This is a genomic window from Rhodanobacter sp. UC4438_H5, from assembly GCF_052978405.1.
This window is the reverse complement of record NZ_CM129672.1, coordinates 173,729-190,802: the sequence shown is the minus strand read 5'-3', so window position 1 is coordinate 190,802 and position 17,074 is coordinate 173,729. Positions and strand designations below refer to the sequence as shown.

At 69.3% G+C, this 17,074-nt stretch carries 13 protein-coding genes; 8 read left to right on the top strand and 5 right to left on the bottom strand.

What is annotated here, in order from left to right; translation table 11 throughout:
* Positions 1-75: 75 nt before the first annotated feature.
* Positions 76-1,047, bottom strand: a complete 972-nt coding sequence (locus ACVCL9_RS00850) for a potassium channel beta subunit family protein (RefSeq protein WP_447097038.1) — start codon at positions 1,045-1,047, stop codon at positions 76-78.
* A gap of 208 nt (positions 1,048-1,255) precedes the next feature.
* Between ACVCL9_RS00850 and ACVCL9_RS00845 the strand changes: the two genes are divergently transcribed.
* Both ACVCL9_RS00845 and ACVCL9_RS00840 read left to right on the top strand, forming a co-directional pair.
* Positions 1,256-1,477, top strand: coding sequence for an AbrB/MazE/SpoVT family DNA-binding domain-containing protein (locus tag ACVCL9_RS00845; protein ID WP_447097039.1), 222 nt, complete (start codon positions 1,256-1,258; stop codon positions 1,475-1,477).
* Between the two features lie 9 nt (positions 1,478-1,486).
* On the top strand, positions 1,487-1,915 hold the full coding sequence (locus ACVCL9_RS00840) for a type II toxin-antitoxin system death-on-curing family toxin (RefSeq protein WP_447097040.1): 429 nt from the start codon (positions 1,487-1,489) through the stop codon (positions 1,913-1,915).
* Positions 1,916-2,328: 413 nt separating this feature from the next.
* Here ACVCL9_RS00840 and murD read toward each other — a convergent pair whose 3' ends face one another.
* The 4 genes from murD to ACVCL9_RS00820 form a co-directional block, all read right to left on the bottom strand.
* Positions 2,329-3,684 carry a UDP-N-acetylmuramoyl-L-alanine--D-glutamate ligase gene (gene murD / locus ACVCL9_RS00835; RefSeq protein WP_447097041.1) on the bottom strand — a complete coding sequence of 452 codons (1,356 nt, stop codon included), beginning with the start codon at positions 3,682-3,684 and terminating at the stop codon, positions 2,329-2,331.
* Positions 3,684-5,012 carry a UDP-N-acetyl-alpha-D-muramoyl-L-alanyl-L-glutamate epimerase gene (gene murL, locus ACVCL9_RS00830; RefSeq protein ID WP_447099482.1) on the bottom strand — a complete coding sequence of 443 codons (1,329 nt, stop codon included), beginning with the start codon at positions 5,010-5,012 and terminating at the stop codon, positions 3,684-3,686. The genes murD and murL overlap by 1 nt, the downstream gene beginning before the upstream one ends.
* A gap of 122 nt (positions 5,013-5,134) precedes the next feature.
* Positions 5,135-7,750: a bifunctional aspartate kinase/diaminopimelate decarboxylase gene (locus ACVCL9_RS00825; protein ID WP_447097042.1), complete on the bottom strand. Its 2,616-nt coding sequence runs from the start codon at positions 7,748-7,750 to the stop codon at positions 5,135-5,137.
* A 283-nt stretch (positions 7,751-8,033) separates the two neighbouring features.
* Positions 8,034-9,551, bottom strand: coding sequence for a fumarate hydratase (locus tag ACVCL9_RS00820; protein ID WP_447097043.1), 1,518 nt, complete (start codon positions 9,549-9,551; stop codon positions 8,034-8,036).
* Between ACVCL9_RS00820 and ACVCL9_RS00815 the strand changes: the two genes are divergently transcribed.
* The 6 genes from ACVCL9_RS00815 (at position 9,550) to ACVCL9_RS00790 (ending at position 17,070) form a co-directional block, all read left to right on the top strand.
* Positions 9,550-9,780: a hypothetical protein gene (locus ACVCL9_RS00815; RefSeq protein WP_447097044.1), complete on the top strand. Its 231-nt coding sequence runs from the start codon at positions 9,550-9,552 to the stop codon at positions 9,778-9,780. The genes ACVCL9_RS00820 and ACVCL9_RS00815 overlap by 2 nt on opposite strands.
* Positions 9,781-9,869: 89 nt before the next feature.
* Entirely contained in the window at positions 9,870-11,774 is a 1,905-nt protein-coding gene (locus tag ACVCL9_RS00810; protein ID WP_447097045.1) for a S53 family peptidase, read from the top strand.
* A gap of 102 nt (positions 11,775-11,876) precedes the next feature.
* Positions 11,877-12,764, top strand: coding sequence for a PhzF family phenazine biosynthesis protein (locus ACVCL9_RS00805; RefSeq protein WP_447097046.1), 888 nt, complete (start codon positions 11,877-11,879; stop codon positions 12,762-12,764).
* 69 nt (positions 12,765-12,833) lie between these two features.
* Complete coding sequence (locus tag ACVCL9_RS00800; protein WP_447097047.1) at positions 12,834-14,162, top strand: APC family permease; 1,329 nt, start codon at positions 12,834-12,836, stop codon at positions 14,160-14,162.
* 113 nt (positions 14,163-14,275) lie between these two features.
* Entirely contained in the window at positions 14,276-14,806 is a 531-nt protein-coding gene (locus ACVCL9_RS00795; protein ID WP_447097048.1) for a (2Fe-2S)-binding protein, read from the top strand.
* Positions 14,803-17,070 (top strand): molybdopterin cofactor-binding domain-containing protein, encoded by a 2,268-nt coding sequence (locus tag ACVCL9_RS00790; protein ID WP_447097049.1) that lies wholly within the window; start codon positions 14,803-14,805, stop codon positions 17,068-17,070. The genes ACVCL9_RS00795 and ACVCL9_RS00790 overlap by 4 nt, the downstream gene beginning before the upstream one ends.
* Positions 17,071-17,074: the final 4 nt, after the last annotated feature.

Sequence of the window (17,074 nt, the reverse complement as noted above, 5' to 3'; positions counted from 1 at the left end):
GCGGTGGCGGGTACTCAAATAATAATCATTCTCATTTGAGAGTCAACCACCCTCGCGGACTCCACGCGCGACGGGTCAGCCGCCCACCGCCTGCCGCATGCGCCCGGCGAGCGCCGCATCCAGTCGCGGCAGCAGCTCCAGCGCGTCCAGGTTCTGCGCCAGCTGCTCGCGCTTGCTCGCACCCAGCATCACGGTGGATACGTGCGGGTTCAGCAGGCACCAGGCGATCGCCAGTTGCGCCAGGCTGGTGCCCAACTCGTCGGCTATCGGATGCAGCGCGCGCACCTGCACCAGGCGCTCGTCGCCCTCGCCCAGCACGCTCTTGCGCAACCATTCGTAGCCCGGCTGCGCGAGCCGCGAGTCGGCGGGGATGCCCCGGTCGTACTTGCCGCTCAGCAGGCCCGAAGCCAGCGGCGACCAGATCGTGGTGCCCATGCCGTACTTCTCGTACAGCGGCGCATATTCGCGCTCCACCCGCTCGCGGTGCAGCAGGTTGTACTGGGGCTGCTCCATCACCGGCGCGTAGAAATGATTCTCGCGCGCCACCCGATGGGCCTCTTCGATCGCCTCGGCCGGCCATTCGCTGGTGCCCCAGTACAGCACCTTGCCCTGGCGAATCAGCGTATCCATCGCCGCCACGGTTTCGTCGACCGGCGTGTCCGGATCGGGACGATGGCAGAAATACAGGTCCAGATAGTCCACGCGCAGGCGCTGCATGGCCTGGTGGCAGGCCTCGATCACGTGTTTGCGCGACAAGCCGCGCTGGGTCGGCAGCGGCTCGTCCACGGCCCCGAAGAACACCTTGCTGGATACGCAGTAGCTGTCGCGTGGAAAGCGCAGATCGGCCAGCACGTCGCCCATCACCTGCTCGGCCACGCCGTTGTTGTAGGTCTCGGCGTTGTCGAAGTAGTTCACCCCGCGATCGTGCGCCAGCGCCAGCATGTCGCGCGCCTCGCTGCGCCCGACCTGCCTGCCGAAGGTGACCCAGGCGCCGAACGACAACGCGGACAACTGCAGGCCGGATCGGCCGAGGCGACGGTATTGCATGGGATGACTCCTTAGATCAGGAACGGAATGAGCGGGAAATACCCGAGCATGGCATGGCGGACGTCACGGCAAGGTCGGCAACGATGCCTGTCATGCCAAGTCCGTATTCTCGCGCGCTGGCGGCAATGCGGCTGCGCCGCAACGTGCCACGCGTTGCAGCCGGGAAATCGAGCGTATAACATACGTTATAACCATTCCGGAGGCCGCCATGAAACTGAAGATCACCACCATCGGCAACTCCGCCGGCGTCATCCTGCCGCGCGAACTGCTGGCCCGCCTGCGGCTGGAGAAAGGCGACGAGCTGTTTGCGCTGGAAACCCCCGACGGCATCCGCCTCACTACCTACGACCCCGCCTTGGCCAGGCAGATGGAGGTGGCGGAGGAGGTCATGCGCAAGGACCGCAACGTCCTGCACAAGCTGGCGCAATAGGTGGCAGCCATGATCGTCTGGATCGAAAGGCCGCTCGCCATCGCCATCCACGAACGCCAGTTGGCCGAACATGGCGGCGGCACCGGCGTGCGCGACGACCATCTGCTGGATTCAGCACTTGCACGCCCCCGACAATTGCATGCCTACGTCGGTCCGCCACCGGACCTTGCCGACCTCGCCGCCAGCCTCGCCTACGGGCTGGCACACAACCATCCCTTCGTCGACGGTAACAAACGCACGGCGCATGTCTGCTACCGGGTCTTCCTTGCACTCAACGACGCCGATCTCGTCGCCAGTGACGAAGACAAGTACGTCGCCATGATCGCCCTCGCCGAAGGCAGCCTGGCCGAAGCCGAGTTCGCCGCCTGGCTGCGCCAGCACATCAAGCTCGACGGCAAGAAGCGCGTGAACGAGCCGCGTACGCGCTACGCGCGCTGAAGCCCCGCTTTTCCGTCATTCCCGCGAAAGTGGGAATCCGATGTCCTCGGTCATTCTCAGGTCGAACCGAAACACTGTCCCAGCTTGTCCAGCCTCGTTGTCGAACAACTCGCGGGGATGACTGCGCCCAGGTGTCACCTGCCCTCGGCAGTATTTCAGAACGCCCCGACACCGACTCGGCGAATCGCCGCTCGCCGATCGGCGCGGGCCAGTCAGGCCGAAAGGCCAGCCCTTGTACACATCCGCCGTGCCACGGACGGCCATCGTGAATTCCCGGCTCCCGCCCCTCTGCATCGGTTTCCCCCGCGCAGGTCATCCATGAAACATGCGCAGCGGGTCGAATGGCAGACGCCTGCAGACGCGACAAGTCGACCGATGCCTTTCGCGACATGCCACGCGGTTGGTGGACCGGCTCAGTCGATGCCCAGGCCTTCGATGCCGGTGATGGCCACATCGAACCCGGCGAGCGCGGCGAAGCGACGGCCGCGTTCGGCGTAGTCCTTGAACTGGTCGAAGCTCGGCGCGCCCGGAGAGAGCAGGATCACGCCACCACGCGGGGTGTGCGTCTTCGCCTCGGCGACGGCGCCGGCGAGGTCGTCGACAGGCAGGATCGGACAACGTACTTCCGCCTCGCGCAGCGCCGCCTCGATGCGCGCGCCGTTGGCGCCCATGCAGACGATCGCGTGCGCGGGCGCGCTGCGCATCGCCTCGACGAACGGCGTCCAGTCCAGCCCGCGATCGTGGCCGCCGACCAGCACGGTCACCGTGCGGCCGTGCAGGCTTTCCAGCGCGGCCAGCGTGGCCAGCGGCGTGGTGCTGATCGAGTCGTTGACCCAGTGCCAGCCGTCGTGTTCGCCCAGCGGCTGCAGGCGGTGCGGCAGCGGGCGGAAGGTGGCCAGTGCCGGCGCGGCGGCGAGCGCGTCCATGCCGATCGTTTCCAGCGCGGCCAGCGCGGCGCAGGCGTTGAGCGCGTTGTGCAGGCCGGGCGCCGCCAGCGCGACGCTGTCGAATACCGGCTGCGCACCGCGGCAGACCATGCCATCGCGCACGTGCCAGCCTTCCGGCGTGCCGAACACCAGGCGATGCGGATGCGCGGCGGTGTACTGCAGCAGATTCGGCTGCAGGCCGTTGACCAGCAGCGTGCGCGACACGTCGGCCAGCTTCAGCTTGTCGGCCACGTAGCGCTCGCGCGAGCCGTGCCAGTCCAGGTGTTCCTCGTACAGGCTGGTGACCACGCCCAGTTCCAGCGGACCGGCTTCACCGGTCTGGAAGCTGGACAGTTCGATCACCCACAGGTCCGCGTGCTGGTCGAGCAGCTCCGGCAACGGCAGGCCGATGTTGCCGGCCAGTGCGGTGCGCACGCCGAGTGCGCGCGCCAGGTGCGCGAGCAGCGCGCTGGTGGTGCTCTTGCCCTTGGTGCCGGTGACCGCGATCACGCGCGCATCCGGATGCTCGCCAAACCAAAGCGCGGTACCGGAAGTGAACCGCGTGCCCTGCGCCTGCGCGGCCAGCAACGCCGGCTTGTAGGCGGAGATGCCGGGCGACTTCACCACCACGTCGAAGCGGGCCAGCGCCACCGCATCCGGCTCGCCGACGACGATGTCCAGCGCCGCGTCGAACGCACGCGCGGCCTCGACTTCGGCGGCGCTGCAGAACAAGGTCAGCGCCTGTTCCGGCAGGCGCGTGCGCAAGGCCTTGATCACCGCATGGCCCTCCCGGCCGAAACCCCAGATCGCCACGCGGCGATCGCGAAGCTCGTCGAAGCGCATCAACCGATCGCCGCCAGCGCCGCCTGCAGGCGTGCCGGCACGCGGTGTTCGGGCGACGGCTGCAGCCACGGCTCCAGCGCCAGCTGCGTTGCGTCGAGCTGCGGCAGGATTTCGCTGCGGAAGCGTTCGACCAGCGCATCTTCCTGCCACTCCGGCCGCTGGCTCAGCGCATGCATCGCCGCGCGCGCCTCGGCGCCCTCGCCCACGCACTCGAACGGCTTGTGGTCCTGGTATTCCAGCAGCGCGTCGAAGCCGGCGGCCTGGTTTTCGTCATCCAGCAGGTTGCGGCCGAAGATCGCCAGCAGCCGCGGCTTGGGCAGGAACGGCGCCAGCGCGAGGAACACGAAGTGGCATTTCGGGCACTGCCCGCACCAGCGGTCCACCGGCTTCGGGCCGAGCAGCTTGAAGTTGCGGTTGCAGCTGGAGAACACGTCGAAGTACGGCGTCAGCTTCGCGAACGCATGGGTGATCGCCAGCTCAGAGTACGGCCGCAGCAGCGAGCAGTAGTCGAGGTCGCTGGCCACGTGCGTGTGCAGCCAGTCGCCCAGCAGCGTCTCGAACGCGAGGCTCTTGCTCCACTGGTGGTTCACCTGCTGGCCGTCGTATTCCAAGGTGGCAGCCGAGGCGGAACGCTCGTTGGCGAACGCGATCGAATCGTAGCCGTACAGGACCGCGGCGACGGCGAGGATCGCCGAATTCACCGCGGTCACCGGAATGTGCCCGTTCCACGCGCCGAGCCGGTTCAGCTCGAACAGGCCCGGCGCCAGTTCGCGCTGGATGTTCAAGGTGGGCAGGCCGGTCCGCTCGGCGCAGCCGGCGATCAGCGCGGAGCTGCCGACCCATACCGCAGTCGCCTCGCCGCCGATGGACTTGATCGCCTCCACCGCCACCAGCGAATCCTTGCCGCCGCCGATCGGCACCAGGGTGCGTTTGGGCAACTCCAGCGCGCCGACCGTGGGCGTGCTGCCGCCACGCGGGAAGTTGATCCGCCCGCGCAGGTCCAGCCCGTTGCGATAGGCGAACTCGGCCAGCCCGTGCAGGTACAGCTGTTCCAGCAGTTCGGCGGTGGCATCGTCGAGCGGACCATCGGCCAGCTCGATCTTCGGCGGCACGCCGGCCTTGTAGTAGCTGACGCCGGCGACCAGGTGCAGCAGTTTCAGCGCCGCATCGAACGCCGCGCGCCGCTCGGCGGGAACCGCCGGCGCCTGCGGAAAGCGGATCGTCTCGACCAACTCCTCGCCGTCGTCGAACGCATACGCCAGCTCGGCCACGCCATCGGCGTAGCTCGCACGCACGAAGCGGAAGACCCGGGTGAGGCGCGGTTGCATCGTGTTGCTCACATCTTTCTCCATCGCCCGCATCGTCGGGAGCGAACAGGCTGATTCTAGCTTCAGGCGGTGCCCGTTCGATGGCTTTCGCCGGCCAAAGAGCGGGACAGGCGCGCTCCGGATCAGTCGTCGATCACCACCTCGTCGGCCTCGTCGCGCAGGTTGTAATGCGAGGACATCACCTTGCCGTAGGCACCGGCCTGCGCGATCAGGATCACGTCGCCCTCGGCCGCCTCCTGCAGTCGGCGGTCGGTGCCCAGCACGTCGCCCGACTCGCAGATCGGGCCGACCACCTGGTAAAGCGCGGTGGCCGGTTCGCCAAGCCGGGTGAGGTTGACGATCTTGTGCCAGGCGTCGTACAGCGCGGGGCGGATCAGGCTGTTCATGCCGGTGTCCACGCCGAGGTAGCGGAAGCCGCCCTTGTCCTTCAGCTGGGTCACCCGCGTCAGCAGCACGCCGGCGTCGGCGACCAGGTAACGGCCCGGCTCCATCCACAGCTGGTATTGCGGATAGGCCGCCTTGACCTCGCGCAGCGCACGGTCGAGCGCGGCGATGTCCAGCGGCGCCTCGCCCGGGTGCGCCGGCACGCCGAGGCCACCGCCGATGTTGAGGAACACCACGCTGGCGATGCGCTCGGCCAGGCTGGCCAACTGCGCATACACCTCGCCCCAATGCGCGGCGTCGAGCACGCCCGAGCCAAGATGCGCGTGCAGGCCGCGCACGGCCACGCCATGCGCATCGGCCAGCTGCAGGAATGTCGGCAACTGATCCAGCGGCAGGCCGAACTTGCTGGCGCTGCCACCGGTACGCACTTTTTCGTGGTGGCCCAGGCCGCGGCCCAGGTCGACCCGCAACACGATCTCGCGACCGCGGAACAGCTCGCCCCAGTGCTGCAGCGGATGCAACGCGTCCAGCGTGACGCTGGCGCGGGTGCCCAGCGCATGGACGTAATCCTCGCGCGGCGCGAAGTTCGGCGTGAACAGCAGCGGCACCGATTCCGCCACCACCGCGGCGACCGCTTTCAGTTCACCCGGCGACACGCACTCGAACGCGAAGCCCTCCGCCGCCAGCGCGCGCAGGATCGCCGGATGCGTGTTCGCCTTCACCGCGTAGTGCAGCCGATCCACCGCCGCCAGCGATTTCAGCTCGCGCGCCTGCTGGCGCACCGTGGGCAGGTGGTAGACGTAGCGCGGCGTGGCTTCGGCGGCCAGTTCCAGCAGGCGCGGACGCTGCGCCTGGCGCCACCATGCCGGCACGGCGGGAACGATTTCGCCGCCGCCATACAGCATCTGCCAGCTGGGGCCGAACAGCGCGCTGTCGTCCGTGCGCAGGGCGCCGGCGCCAATCAGCAAGTCGTGCAGATGCGGCAGCAGCGCATCAACCACTTCCTCGTCCACCACGAACGTCAGGTTCAGGTTGTTCGACGACTGCGAAATCATGTGCACGCGCAGCTGGCCGAACTCGGCCAGCACGCCGGACAAGGTGTGCAGCAGCGAGCGCATGCCGCGGCCGACCAGGGTGATCGCCGCGCACGGCGCGATCACCTTGACCCGGCACACCTTGGCCAGGTCGCTGGCCAGCGCGGCGATCGCGTCGGAGTCGAGCAGGTTCTCGGTGGGATCGAGCGACACGGTGACGTTGGTCTCGGCCGAACCGATCAGGTCCACCGACAGGCCGTGCTGCTTGAAATGCGCGAACACGTCGGCGAGGAAGCCGACCTGTTGCCACATGCCGACCGACTCCATCGAGACCAGGGTGATGCCCTTGCGCGCGCTGATCGCCTTGACGCTGGGTGCATGCGCGCGCACCTCCGGGCCGATCACGGTGCCGTCGAGTTCGGGCCGGTTGGTGTCCTTGATCAGCAGCGGCACACGCGGCTCGCGCAGCGGCGACAGGCAGCGCGGATGCAGCACCTTGGCGCCGGTGGAGGCGATTTCCTGCGCCTCCTCGTAATCCAGTCGCTGCAGCAGGCGCGCGCCCGGCACCTGGCGCGGGTTGGCGGTGAACATGCCGGCCACGTCGGTCCAGATCTCCACCCGCGCCGCCTTCAGCAGCGCGCCGAAGTACGCCGCCGAGGTATCCGAACCGCCCCGCCCGAGCAGCACGGTGCGGCCATGCGTTTCGCGCGCGATGAAGCCCTGGGTGATGAACACCTCGCCGAGCGCGGCCAGGCGCGCGTTCAAGGTCGGGTCGGGCTTCGCCTCGACCATGGCCGACAGCAGCCGGGTGCGCTCGTTCTGGTTCGGCAACGCCACCGCCGCCAGGCAGTCGCGCGCGTCCAGCCACTGCGTGGGCAGGCCGCTATGGCTGAGGAAGGCGGCGCCGAGCGCGCTGGACATCAGCTCGCCGTGCGCCTGCACCTGCGCCTGCCAGGCCAGCTCGCCGCGCGCCGCGGGGCCGTCCTCGGCCAGCCGCGCCAGCTCGCCCAGCCGCTCGCCGAGCGTGTCCGGCAACGCCAGCTGCATATGCTCCAGCAGGTCGTAGTGGCGTTGCGCGATCGCGCCGGCCGCCGCCTTGCGCTTGTCCTGCCCGCCCTCGCCGCACAGTTGTTTCAGCGCGTCGGTGATGCCGGTCAGCGCGGAAACGACGACCAGCACGCGCGCGCCTTCGGCGCGGCGGCTGGCGACCAGCTCACGGATGTTCTGCCAGCGAGGAAGCGTGGCGACGCTGGTGCCGCCGAACTTCATCACGATCCAGGGAGCGTCGGCGGGCAGCGGCGCGGAGGTTGGCGAGGTCACGGGAGTTCGCTGTCAGGGGATGGTTATTCGACCAGTGTTGCGCTGCGGCATTGGAATTGCAAATGGTTTTTCGAGGACGACTCGTTTGGACGTCTAGACTGCTGTTTGCCGTATGCGGGCAGTGCCCTCCGGCCCTTCCTTTGCCTTGTGCGGGGCGGCGGGCAGTGCCCGCCCTGCGGGGTGTTCGGGTTTTCGATGGAGAGCTGAGGTGATCCTGAAACTCCCTCTCCTCAATCCTCCCCCGGAGGGGGAGGAGGCAAACGCGTGCGCTCGCGCACTGCTTTTACTGCATGAAGACGGGGATCTTGCCGATCCTCGCCTGCCACTCGCGCGGACCGGTCTGGTGCACCGAGCTGCCGCCCGAGTCGACGGCCACGGTGACCGGCATGTCCTCGACGGTGAATTCGTAGATCGCTTCCATGCCCAGGTCGGCGAAGCCGACGACGCGCGAGGCCTTGATCGCCTTGGAGACCAGGTACGCGGCGCCACCCACCGCCATCAGGTACACCGACCGGTGCTTCCTGATCGCCTCGATCGCGGCGGGGCCGCGCTCGGCCTTTCCGACCATGCCGAGCAGGCCGGTCTGCGCCAGTACCTGTTCGGTGAACTTGTCCATGCGCGTGGCGGTGGTGGGGCCGGCCGGGCCGACCACTTCCTCGCGCACCGGATCGACCGGGCCGACGTAGTAGATGAAGCGGCCGCTGAAATCCACCGGCAGCGGCTCGCCCCGGTTGAGCATCTCGACCATGCGCTTGTGCGCGGCGTCGCGGCCGGTGAGCAGCTTGCCGTTGAGCAGCAGGGTCTCGCCCGGCTTCCAGCTGGCGACCTCGTCGCGGGTCACCGTGTCGAGGTTCACCCGGCGGCCCTTGGAGGCGTCGTAGGTGAGCTTCGGCCAGTCTTCCAGCGACGGCGGGTCGAGCATCACCGGGCCGGAGCCGTCCAGCACGAAGTGCGCGTGGCGGGTGGCGGCGCAGTTCGGGATCAGCGCCACCGGCAGGTTCGCCGCGTGGGTCGGGAAATCCTTCACCTTGACGTCGAGCACGGTGGTCAGGCCGCCCAGGCCCTGCGCGCCGATGCCCAGCGCGTTGACCTTCTCGAACAGCTCGATGCGCAGCTCCTCGGCGCGATTGGCGGGGCCGCGCGCGATCAGTTCCTGGATGTCGATCGACTCCATCAGCGCCTCCTTCGCCATCAGCATCGCCTTCTCGGCGGTGCCGCCGATGCCGATGCCGAGCATGCCCGGCGGACACCAGCCGGCGCCCATCGTGGGCACGGTCTTCAGCACCCAGTCGACGATCGAGTCGGACGGATTGAGCATGGCGAACTTCGACTTCGCCTCGGAGCCGCCGCCCTTGGCCGCCACGATCACCTCGACGGTGTCGCCGGGCACGATCGACATGTTGACCACCGACGGCGTGTTGTCCTTCGTGTTGATGCGCTTGCCGGCCGGGTCGGCCAGCACGCTGGCGCGCAGCTTGTTGTCCGGGTCCAGGTACGCGCGGCGCACGCCCTCGTTGGCCATGTCCTCCAGCGACATGGTGGCGTCGTCCCAGCGCACGTTCATGCCCACCTTGAGGAACACGGTGACGATGCCGGTGTCCTGGCACAGCGGCCGGTGGCCTTCGGCGGCCATGCGCGAGTTGATCAGGATCTGCGCCATGGCGTCCTTCGCGGCGGGCGACTCCTCGCGCTCGTACGCGGCGGCCAGGCTCTTGATGTAGTCGACCGGGTGGTAGTAGCTGATGTACTGCAGCGCGTCGGCGACGGACTGGATCAGGTCTTCTTGCTTGATGGAGGCCATGGATTCGCTGTGGGCAGACCGGGAAAACCGCCATTGTGCCGCACCGGCCACCGGCGGCAAAACCCGACCGGGTGCAGTGCGGGCCGGCCTGCCGACGAAGGCACCCGGGCGTCTTTATCTCGGCAGGCACTTGGTACTAATCTCGCGCGAGCGGCGCAACGCCGGTCGTCAGGGGGAACTGACGACGTCGCTGGGGAAGTTGCAATTCGCACGTGAAACGCAGGGCTGAGCTTCAAAGCGCCGCCACCTTCCGTTCGTTGCCTGCCGAAAGTGCATCCGCTTTCCAGCCAGCCCTGTCCACTCCAGGGAGAAGCACTCATGCACTTCAAATTGCGCAGGAAAGTTCTCGCCATCAGCCTCGCGACCATGCTGGCCGGTGTGGCCACCTCGGTCTCCGCCGCGGGTTTGCAGGCCGTCACCGACCAGGGCCTGGCACCCACCGACCAGAGCGTCACCGTCAGCCTCGTGCTGCGATTGCGCCACGAGGCCGAGCTTGAAAACTACGTTCGTCAGACGGCCACGCCCGGCAGCGCGAACTTCCAGAAGTTCCTCACCACGGCGCAGTTCGCCGAGCGCTACGGCGCCACCGATGCGCAAATCGCCAAAGTGCAGGGCTACCTGAGCCAGCATGGGCTGCAGGGCGAGCTGCTGGACAGCCACCTGGTAATCAGTGTGCGCGGCACGATCGGCCAGTTCAGCCAGCTGTTCGGCACGCCGGTGCACAACTACGTGTCGCGCAAGACGGGCCAGCGCTTCCATCGCCCGGCGCGTCCGCTGGTGATGCCGGTCGGCCTGGGCGACAACGTGATCCTGGCCAGCGGCCTCAGCAACGAGTGGCACTACGTGCCGCACCACACGTCGAAGCTGCCGGTGACCAACCTGCGGCTGGCCAACCCGCCGACCACGCTGTCGGCGCAGGCGCGTGCGGCAGCGACCGGCAACCCCACCGCCACCGGGGTGCCTGGCCAGTACACCGTGGGCGACGTGGCCAACCTGTACAACATCAACCCGCTGTACCGGCGCGGCATCACCGGCAAGGGTTCGACCCTGGCGATCGTCACCCTGGCCACCTTCGACCCGTCTGACGCGGAGGATTACTGGACCGCGATCGGGCTGGACACCAAGCCGAACCGCATCACCCAGGTGCATGTCGATGGCGGCGGCGGCACCAACGGCGCGGACGAGACCACGCTCGACGTGCAGCAGGCCGGCGGGCTGGCGCCGCAGGCCAACATCATCGTCTACGACGCGCCGAACGCCGGCTCCGGCTTCGTCGACGCGTTCGCCCGCGCGGTCTCCGACAACCGGGCGGACAGCATCTCGGCCAGTTGGGGTCTGGGCGAGATCTTCAACTTCGCGGCGCTGAACGTGGACGGCGCGCGCAACACCGACACCACCGACGTCGGCGACCTGCGTGCCTATCACCAGATTTTCCTGGAGGCGGCCGCGCAGGGGCAGTCGATGTTCGCCGCCAGCGGCGACTCCGGCGCCTACGACACGGTACGCGCCCTCGGCACCGGTGACGGACCGGGCGAGTTCAGCGCACCGCTCACCGTCGATGCCCCGGCGTCTGATCCGTACATCACCGCTGCCGGCGGCACCACGGTGCCGGTGAAGTTCGTCAACTCCTCCGGCCAGGTGGTGCTGTCGATCGACCAGGAGAGCGTGTGGGGCTGGGATTACCTGCTGCCGTTCGTGCCCAGCCGTGACTATGTGTTCTCGGTCGGCGGCGGCGGTGGCGTCAGCGTCTACTGGCGCCAGCCGATGTACCAGCTCTTCACCAGCGGCATGGAGCGCAGCGAGAAAAACCAGGAGCTGACCTACAACGATCCGGCCACCGGCCCGTACACCTACCTGAAGCTGCCCGGCAACTTCAAGGGTCGCAACCTGCCGGACATCTCGCTCAACGCGGATCCGGAAACCGGCTACCTGCTGGTGTTCCAGGGCGGCCTGTACAGCTCCGGCGGCACCAGCTTCGTCGCACCGCAGTTGAACGGCATCACCGCGCTGTTGCGGCAGAGCACGGGCCATCGCATCGGCCTGTGGAACCCGCACATGTACCTGCTGCAGAACCTCTTCGGCTACGGCAAGTGGTCGGCGTTCAACCGCATCAGTGCCGGCGACAACTGGTTCTACGCCGGCAATGGCCGTTACAACCCGGGCGCCGGCATCGGCACCCTGGACGTGGCCAATTTCGACACGTTCCTGCGCGTGGGCTTCTGAGCGAACGCCCCGGCCCGCGCCGAATGCGCGGGCCGGTTCGCCGGCTTGTCGGCGAACGCCATCAATGCGATCTTCCGGCGACTCCCTCCCCCCGGAACCGCCATGCCAGCACGCCGTTTCCTGCAACTGGACGTTTTCGCCGACCGCCTGCTAAACGGCAACCCGCTGGCCGTCGTGGTGGACGCCGAGGGGCTGGATGGCGCAGCGATGCAGCGCATCGCGCGCTGGACCAACCTCTCTGAAACCAGTTTCCTGCTGCCGCCTACCGAGCCGCAGGCGGACTACCGCGTGCGCATCTTCACGCCGCGCCAGGAGTTGCCGTTCGCCGGCCACCCCAGTGTGGGCAGCGCGTATGCAGCGATCGAGGCAGGGCTGGTCGATGCCGGCAAGCGCAGACTGACCCAGCAGTGCGAGGCCGGCCTGCTGCCGGTGCAGGTGGTCGGCGACGGCCCGACACGGATCATCCACGTGCAGGCGCCGCCGGCCCGGTTGGGCGAGATCGATGATGCCCTGCGCGCGCAGCTCGCATCTGCATTGCGGGTGGAACTTGCGCGCGACGACGTCGTCCTGGTCGACAACGGACCGCACTGGATCCTGTGCAACCTGGGCGAGGCGGCACCGGTGCGCGCGCTGCTGCCGGACATGGCGGCGCTGGCGGCGCTGTGCCTCCGGCACGACGCGGTCGGCGTCAGTGTGTTCGGGCATGAACGTTCCGATGTCGCGGCCATGGCGGTGCGCGCCTTCTGTCCCGCCGACGGCATCCCGGAGGACCCGGTCACCGGCAGCGCCAATGCGGCGATCATGGCCTGGCTCGGCGCGCGCGGCGATCGTGACGGCCATGGCCTGAACTATCGCGCCAGCCAGGGGCGCGAGGTGGGTCGCGACGGCCTGGTCGATGTGGCGCGCGACGACGCCACCGGCGCCGTCACCATCGGCGGAGCCTGCGTCATCGGCGTGCGCGGCGAACTGCTGTTTCCGGCCGCGGACTGATCACCGCCGCCTTGCCGAACGCGCGGCGCGCCGCCATGCTGTCGCGCCGCCATCCACATGACCCGACCGATGCCCTCAGCCCATCCCTCCGGCAGCTACCTGCGCAGCCTGCGCCCATGGGACGCCGCGCTGATCGTGGTCGGCGGCATCATCGGCGGCGGGATCTTCCTCAACCCCGGCATCGTGGCGCAGCGCACCGAGTCGGGGCTGGCGCTGCTGCTGATGTGGGTGGCCGCCGGCGTGCTCACCCTGATCGGCGCGCTGTGCTACGCCGAGCTCGGCGCGCGCCGGCCGCACGCGGGCGGCACCTACGTCTACCTGCGCGAGGCGTTCGGGCCGCTGGCCGGCTTCCTGTTCGGCTGGACCATGCTGCTGGTGATCTACTCCGGCTCCAGCGCGGCGGTGGCGACGATCTTCGCCAGCTACGCCGCTTCGCTGTTCGGGCTGCCGCCGGCCTGGGCGCTGCCGCTGACCGTCGGCGCGCTGGTCTTCGTCGGCGGCATCAACCTGTTCGGCATCCGCCTCGGCGCGCAGATCCAGAACCTGTTCGCCCTGCTCAAGCTGCTGGCGGTGGCGGTGCTGGTGGTGTGTGGCCTGTTCCTCGCCGGCGCCGGCCACGGCCAGGTGCTGGCCGTCGATCCGGCGCGCCACGGCGTCGGCTTCATGGGCGCGGCGCTGCCGGTGCTGTTCGCGTACTCCGGCTTCACCTACCTCAACAACCTGGCCGGCGAAGTGCGCGACCCGCAGCGCACGCTGCCGCGCGCGCTGACCCTGGGCATGCTGCTGGTGATCGGCGCCTACGCGCTGGTCAACGTGGCCTACCTCGCCGTGCTCGGTCACGCCGGGCTCGCCGCCAGCAGTGCGCCGGCGGCGGACGTGATGCAGCAGGTGGCCGGCCCGGTCGGCGCGAAGGTGATCGCGCTGGGCGTGGCGATCTCCACCCTCGGCTTCTGCAATATCACCCTGGTTGCCGGTGCGCGGGTGCTGCAGGTGATGGGCGAGGACGGGCTGTTCTTCCGCGCGGTGGCGCGGCTGCATCCGCGCTGGCGCACGCCGAACACCGCGCTGCTGCTGCTGACCGGCTGGGCCATCGTGCTGGCCCTTTCGGGCGGCTACGGCCAGTTGCTGGACTACGCCACCTTCGGCGACTGGCTGGCCTGCGCGGTGGGCGTGGCCACGCTGTTCTGGTATCGCCGGCACGATCCGGCCAACCCCGGCTTCCGCGTGCCCGGCTACCCGTGGCTGCCGTGGCTGTTCATCGCGACGGTTGGCGCGGTGGTGGTGGCCACCCTGCTCGACAACCCGCGCAACGCGGGCATGGGCCTGCTGATCATGGCCGCGGGCATCCCGGTGTACGGCATCTGGCGCCGCCTGGGCAAGCAGCACCGCGGCGCGTGACGCCGGCCCGGCGCACCGCTCGCCGCCGTCGACGATGAACGGCATGTGGCTGCGGGGCTGCTGCGGCCACACGGCAATGCCACAATAGGCAGACGATCCGCGGAGAAGTCCCGATGCTCCAATCCCACATCCTGCCGGCCGAACCGGCCAGCGCCATCGTGCCGGAGAAGGCACGCGAGGGCATCGATGTGCAGATCAACGGCGAGCATTACCGGCACACCGGCGACCCGCAGATGCCGCTGCTGTGGTACCTGCGCGACGTGTTGCGGCTGACCGGCACCAAGTACGGCGGCGCGCACGGCGAGAACGGCGCCGACCTCGTGCTGGTGGCGGACGCGGCGGTTTCCGCGGTCACGGCGCCGATGCAGACGCTGGCCGGCAAGTCGATCACCACGGTGGAGGGGCTGGCCGGCGGCGACGACAGCCTGCATCCGCTGCAGCAGGCCTTCATCGACGAGGACGCGATCGGCTGCGGCTACTGCACGCCGGGCTGGCTGATCGCCGGCGTGGCGCTGCTGCGGCGCAAGCCCAAGCCGAGCGACGACGACATCGACCAGTTGCCCAATCTGTGCCGCTGCGGCTGCCAGACCCGCGTGCGCCGCGCGATCAAGCGGGCGGCGGCCGGCAAGGCGGGCCAGTCGTGAGCAGCGAGGGCGGCAACTCCACGATCCGCCTCGATCGCCGTCGATTCCTGCAGGTGCTGGCCGGCACCGCCGGTGCGCTGGTGGTCGGCATCCGCCTGGCCGACGCCGCCGACGCTCCGTTGCCGCCAGCGCTGCTCGGCAACGATTTCCACGACCTCGGCGCCTATGTGCGCATCGACGCCGACGGCCTGGTGCTGATCGGTGCGCGCGACCCGGATACCGGCACCGGCGTGGCCACGGCCTTGCCGCGGATCATCGCCGACGAACTCGACGCCGACTGGGAGCGGGTCCGCGTGGTTGCGTTGGGGCTGGGCGTCAGCAACGACAACGGCCGGCCGAAGTGGACCTACGGCCACCAGGTGGGCGGTACCGGCAATTCCATCCCGGCCGCGTGGCGCGACCTGCGCCAGGTCGGCGCGCTGGCGCGCTGGCTGCTGTTGCAGGCGGCGGCGCGACGGCTCGGCGTTTCCGCCAGCCGGCTGCGCTGCGATGCGGGCACCGTGATCGCGCCCGACGGGCGCCGGGCCACCTACGGCAGTCTCGCCGCCGACGCCAGCCAGGTCGCGCTGCCCACGCAGGCGCCGCCGGTGAAGGCCGCCAGCAGCTACCAGCTGATCGGCCGGCCCGCTGGCGACGTGGACGCGCATGCCATCGTCACCGGCCAGGCGCGCTACGCGATCGACGAGCATCTCGGCGATGCACTGGTCGCCGTGCTGGTGCACTGCCCGTGGCCGGACGGCACGCTGGCGCGCATCGACACCGGCGACGCGCTGGCGCAGCCCGGCGTGGTCAAGGTGATCCAGCTCAAGCCCGAGCCGGGCCAGCCGCGCGGCATGACGGTGATCGCCCCGGCCGTCGCCGTGCTGGCCACCGACACCTGGGCTGCGCTGCGGGGCCGCGCCAAGCTCAAGCTCGAATGGAAGCCCGGCGCAGGCGGCGGGGAGAGCAGCAGCGCGCTGGAGCAACAGGCGCTGGCCACGCTCGCCGGCACCGATGCGCCGACCACGCGCGTGCGCGACGACGGCGACGTCGACGCCGCCGGCAAGAAAGCCGCGCGCCGCCTGCAGGCCACCTACGTGCAGCCGTGGCTGGCGCACGCCACCGCCGAGCCGATGAACTGCCTGGTGCGGCTGGACAAGGATCGCGCCAGCCTGGTGGTGCCAACCCAGGCGCCGCAGAAAGCCTGGGCGGTGGTGCAGCGCCTGACCGGGCTGCAGCCGGCGCAGATCGACATCCGCGTGCCGCGCGTGGGCGGCGGTTACGGTCGCCGGCTGGACCACGATTTCGTCGCCGAGGCGGTGATCCTGGCGCAGGCGGTCGGCAAGCCGATACGCCTGCTGTGGACCCGCGACGAGGATTTCAGCCACGACTTCTACCGCTCCGGCTGCGTGCACCAGCTAAACGCCGTCGTCGACCGCAAGCGCCGGCTGATCGGCTGGAACCAGCGCATGGTCAGCGCCTCGGCGGCGAGCCTGCGCGGCGTGCCGGAAGATCGACTGTGGCGCTCCGAGCTGCGCGCCGACCAGTTGCCCGCCGGCCTGGTGCCGAACTACCGCAGCGACTGGTACGCGCAGGCCTCCGCGATGCCGCGCGGACCGTTCCGCGGCATGCCGCATCTCAGCAACGCGTTCGCGGTGGAAAGCTTCATCGACGAGATCGCCCACCAGCTGCGCGAAGATCCGCTGAAGACGCGGCTGCGCATCCTCGGCGAACCGCGCCAGCTGCCGTTGGGCGGCGACGCCGTGCTCGACGTCGGCCGCCTTCGCAACGTGCTGCAACTGGTCGCCGACCGCATCGTGTGGAAGAACTGGCTGCACAGCATCAACGGCCTGGGCCTCGCCTGCTGGCACGTCGACGGCGCCTACGTGGCGCATGCCATCGAGGTCGCTCTGCAAGGCCAGACGCTGGTGGTCCGCCGTGTGGCGTGCGCCGTCGACGTGGGTCGCGTGGTGAATCCGCTGGGCCTGGAAGGACAGATCGCCGGCGCCACGCTGGACGCCTTGTCGCTCGCGCTGCACCCGGCGATCACCTTCAAGGATGGCCAGGTCCAGCAGCACGGCTACAAGGATTACCCGCTGGCCACCATGACCGAGCTGCCGCGCGAGGTGGAAGTGATCACCGTGCCCGGCGACCGCGACCCCAGTGGCGCGAGCTTCCTGGCGATGCCCAGCGTCGCGCCCGCGCTGGCCAATGCCGTGTTCCGCGCCAGCGCCGTGCGCGTGCGCCGGTTGCCGCTGATGAAGGAACTGATGCGGCTGCTCTGAGCGA

Excerpts from the sequence above, each read along its gene's own strand:
- ACVCL9_RS00850 (WP_447097038.1), bottom strand. The coding sequence starts at position 1,047 with ATGCAATACCGTCGCCTCGGCCGATCCGGCCTGCAGTTGTCCGCGTTG.
- ACVCL9_RS00845 (WP_447097039.1), top strand. The coding sequence starts at position 1,256 with ATGAAACTGAAGATCACCACCATCGGCAACTCCGCCGGCGTCATCCTG.
- ACVCL9_RS00840 (WP_447097040.1), top strand. The coding sequence starts at position 1,487 with ATGATCGTCTGGATCGAAAGGCCGCTCGCCATCGCCATCCACGAACGC.
- murD (WP_447097041.1), bottom strand. The coding sequence starts at position 3,684 with ATGCGCTTCGACGAGCTTCGCGATCGCCGCGTGGCGATCTGGGGTTTC.
- murL (WP_447099482.1), bottom strand. The coding sequence starts at position 5,012 with ATGCAACCGCGCCTCACCCGGGTCTTCCGCTTCGTGCGTGCGAGCTAC.
- ACVCL9_RS00815 (WP_447097044.1), top strand. The coding sequence starts at position 9,550 with ATGGATTCGCTGTGGGCAGACCGGGAAAACCGCCATTGTGCCGCACCG.
- ACVCL9_RS00820 (WP_447097043.1), bottom strand. The coding sequence starts at position 9,551 with ATGGCCTCCATCAAGCAAGAAGACCTGATCCAGTCCGTCGCCGACGCG.
- ACVCL9_RS00810 (WP_447097045.1), top strand. The coding sequence starts at position 9,870 with ATGCACTTCAAATTGCGCAGGAAAGTTCTCGCCATCAGCCTCGCGACC.
- ACVCL9_RS00805 (WP_447097046.1), top strand. The coding sequence starts at position 11,877 with ATGCCAGCACGCCGTTTCCTGCAACTGGACGTTTTCGCCGACCGCCTG.
- ACVCL9_RS00800 (WP_447097047.1), top strand. The coding sequence starts at position 12,834 with ATGCCCTCAGCCCATCCCTCCGGCAGCTACCTGCGCAGCCTGCGCCCA.
- ACVCL9_RS00795 (WP_447097048.1), top strand. The coding sequence starts at position 14,276 with ATGCTCCAATCCCACATCCTGCCGGCCGAACCGGCCAGCGCCATCGTG.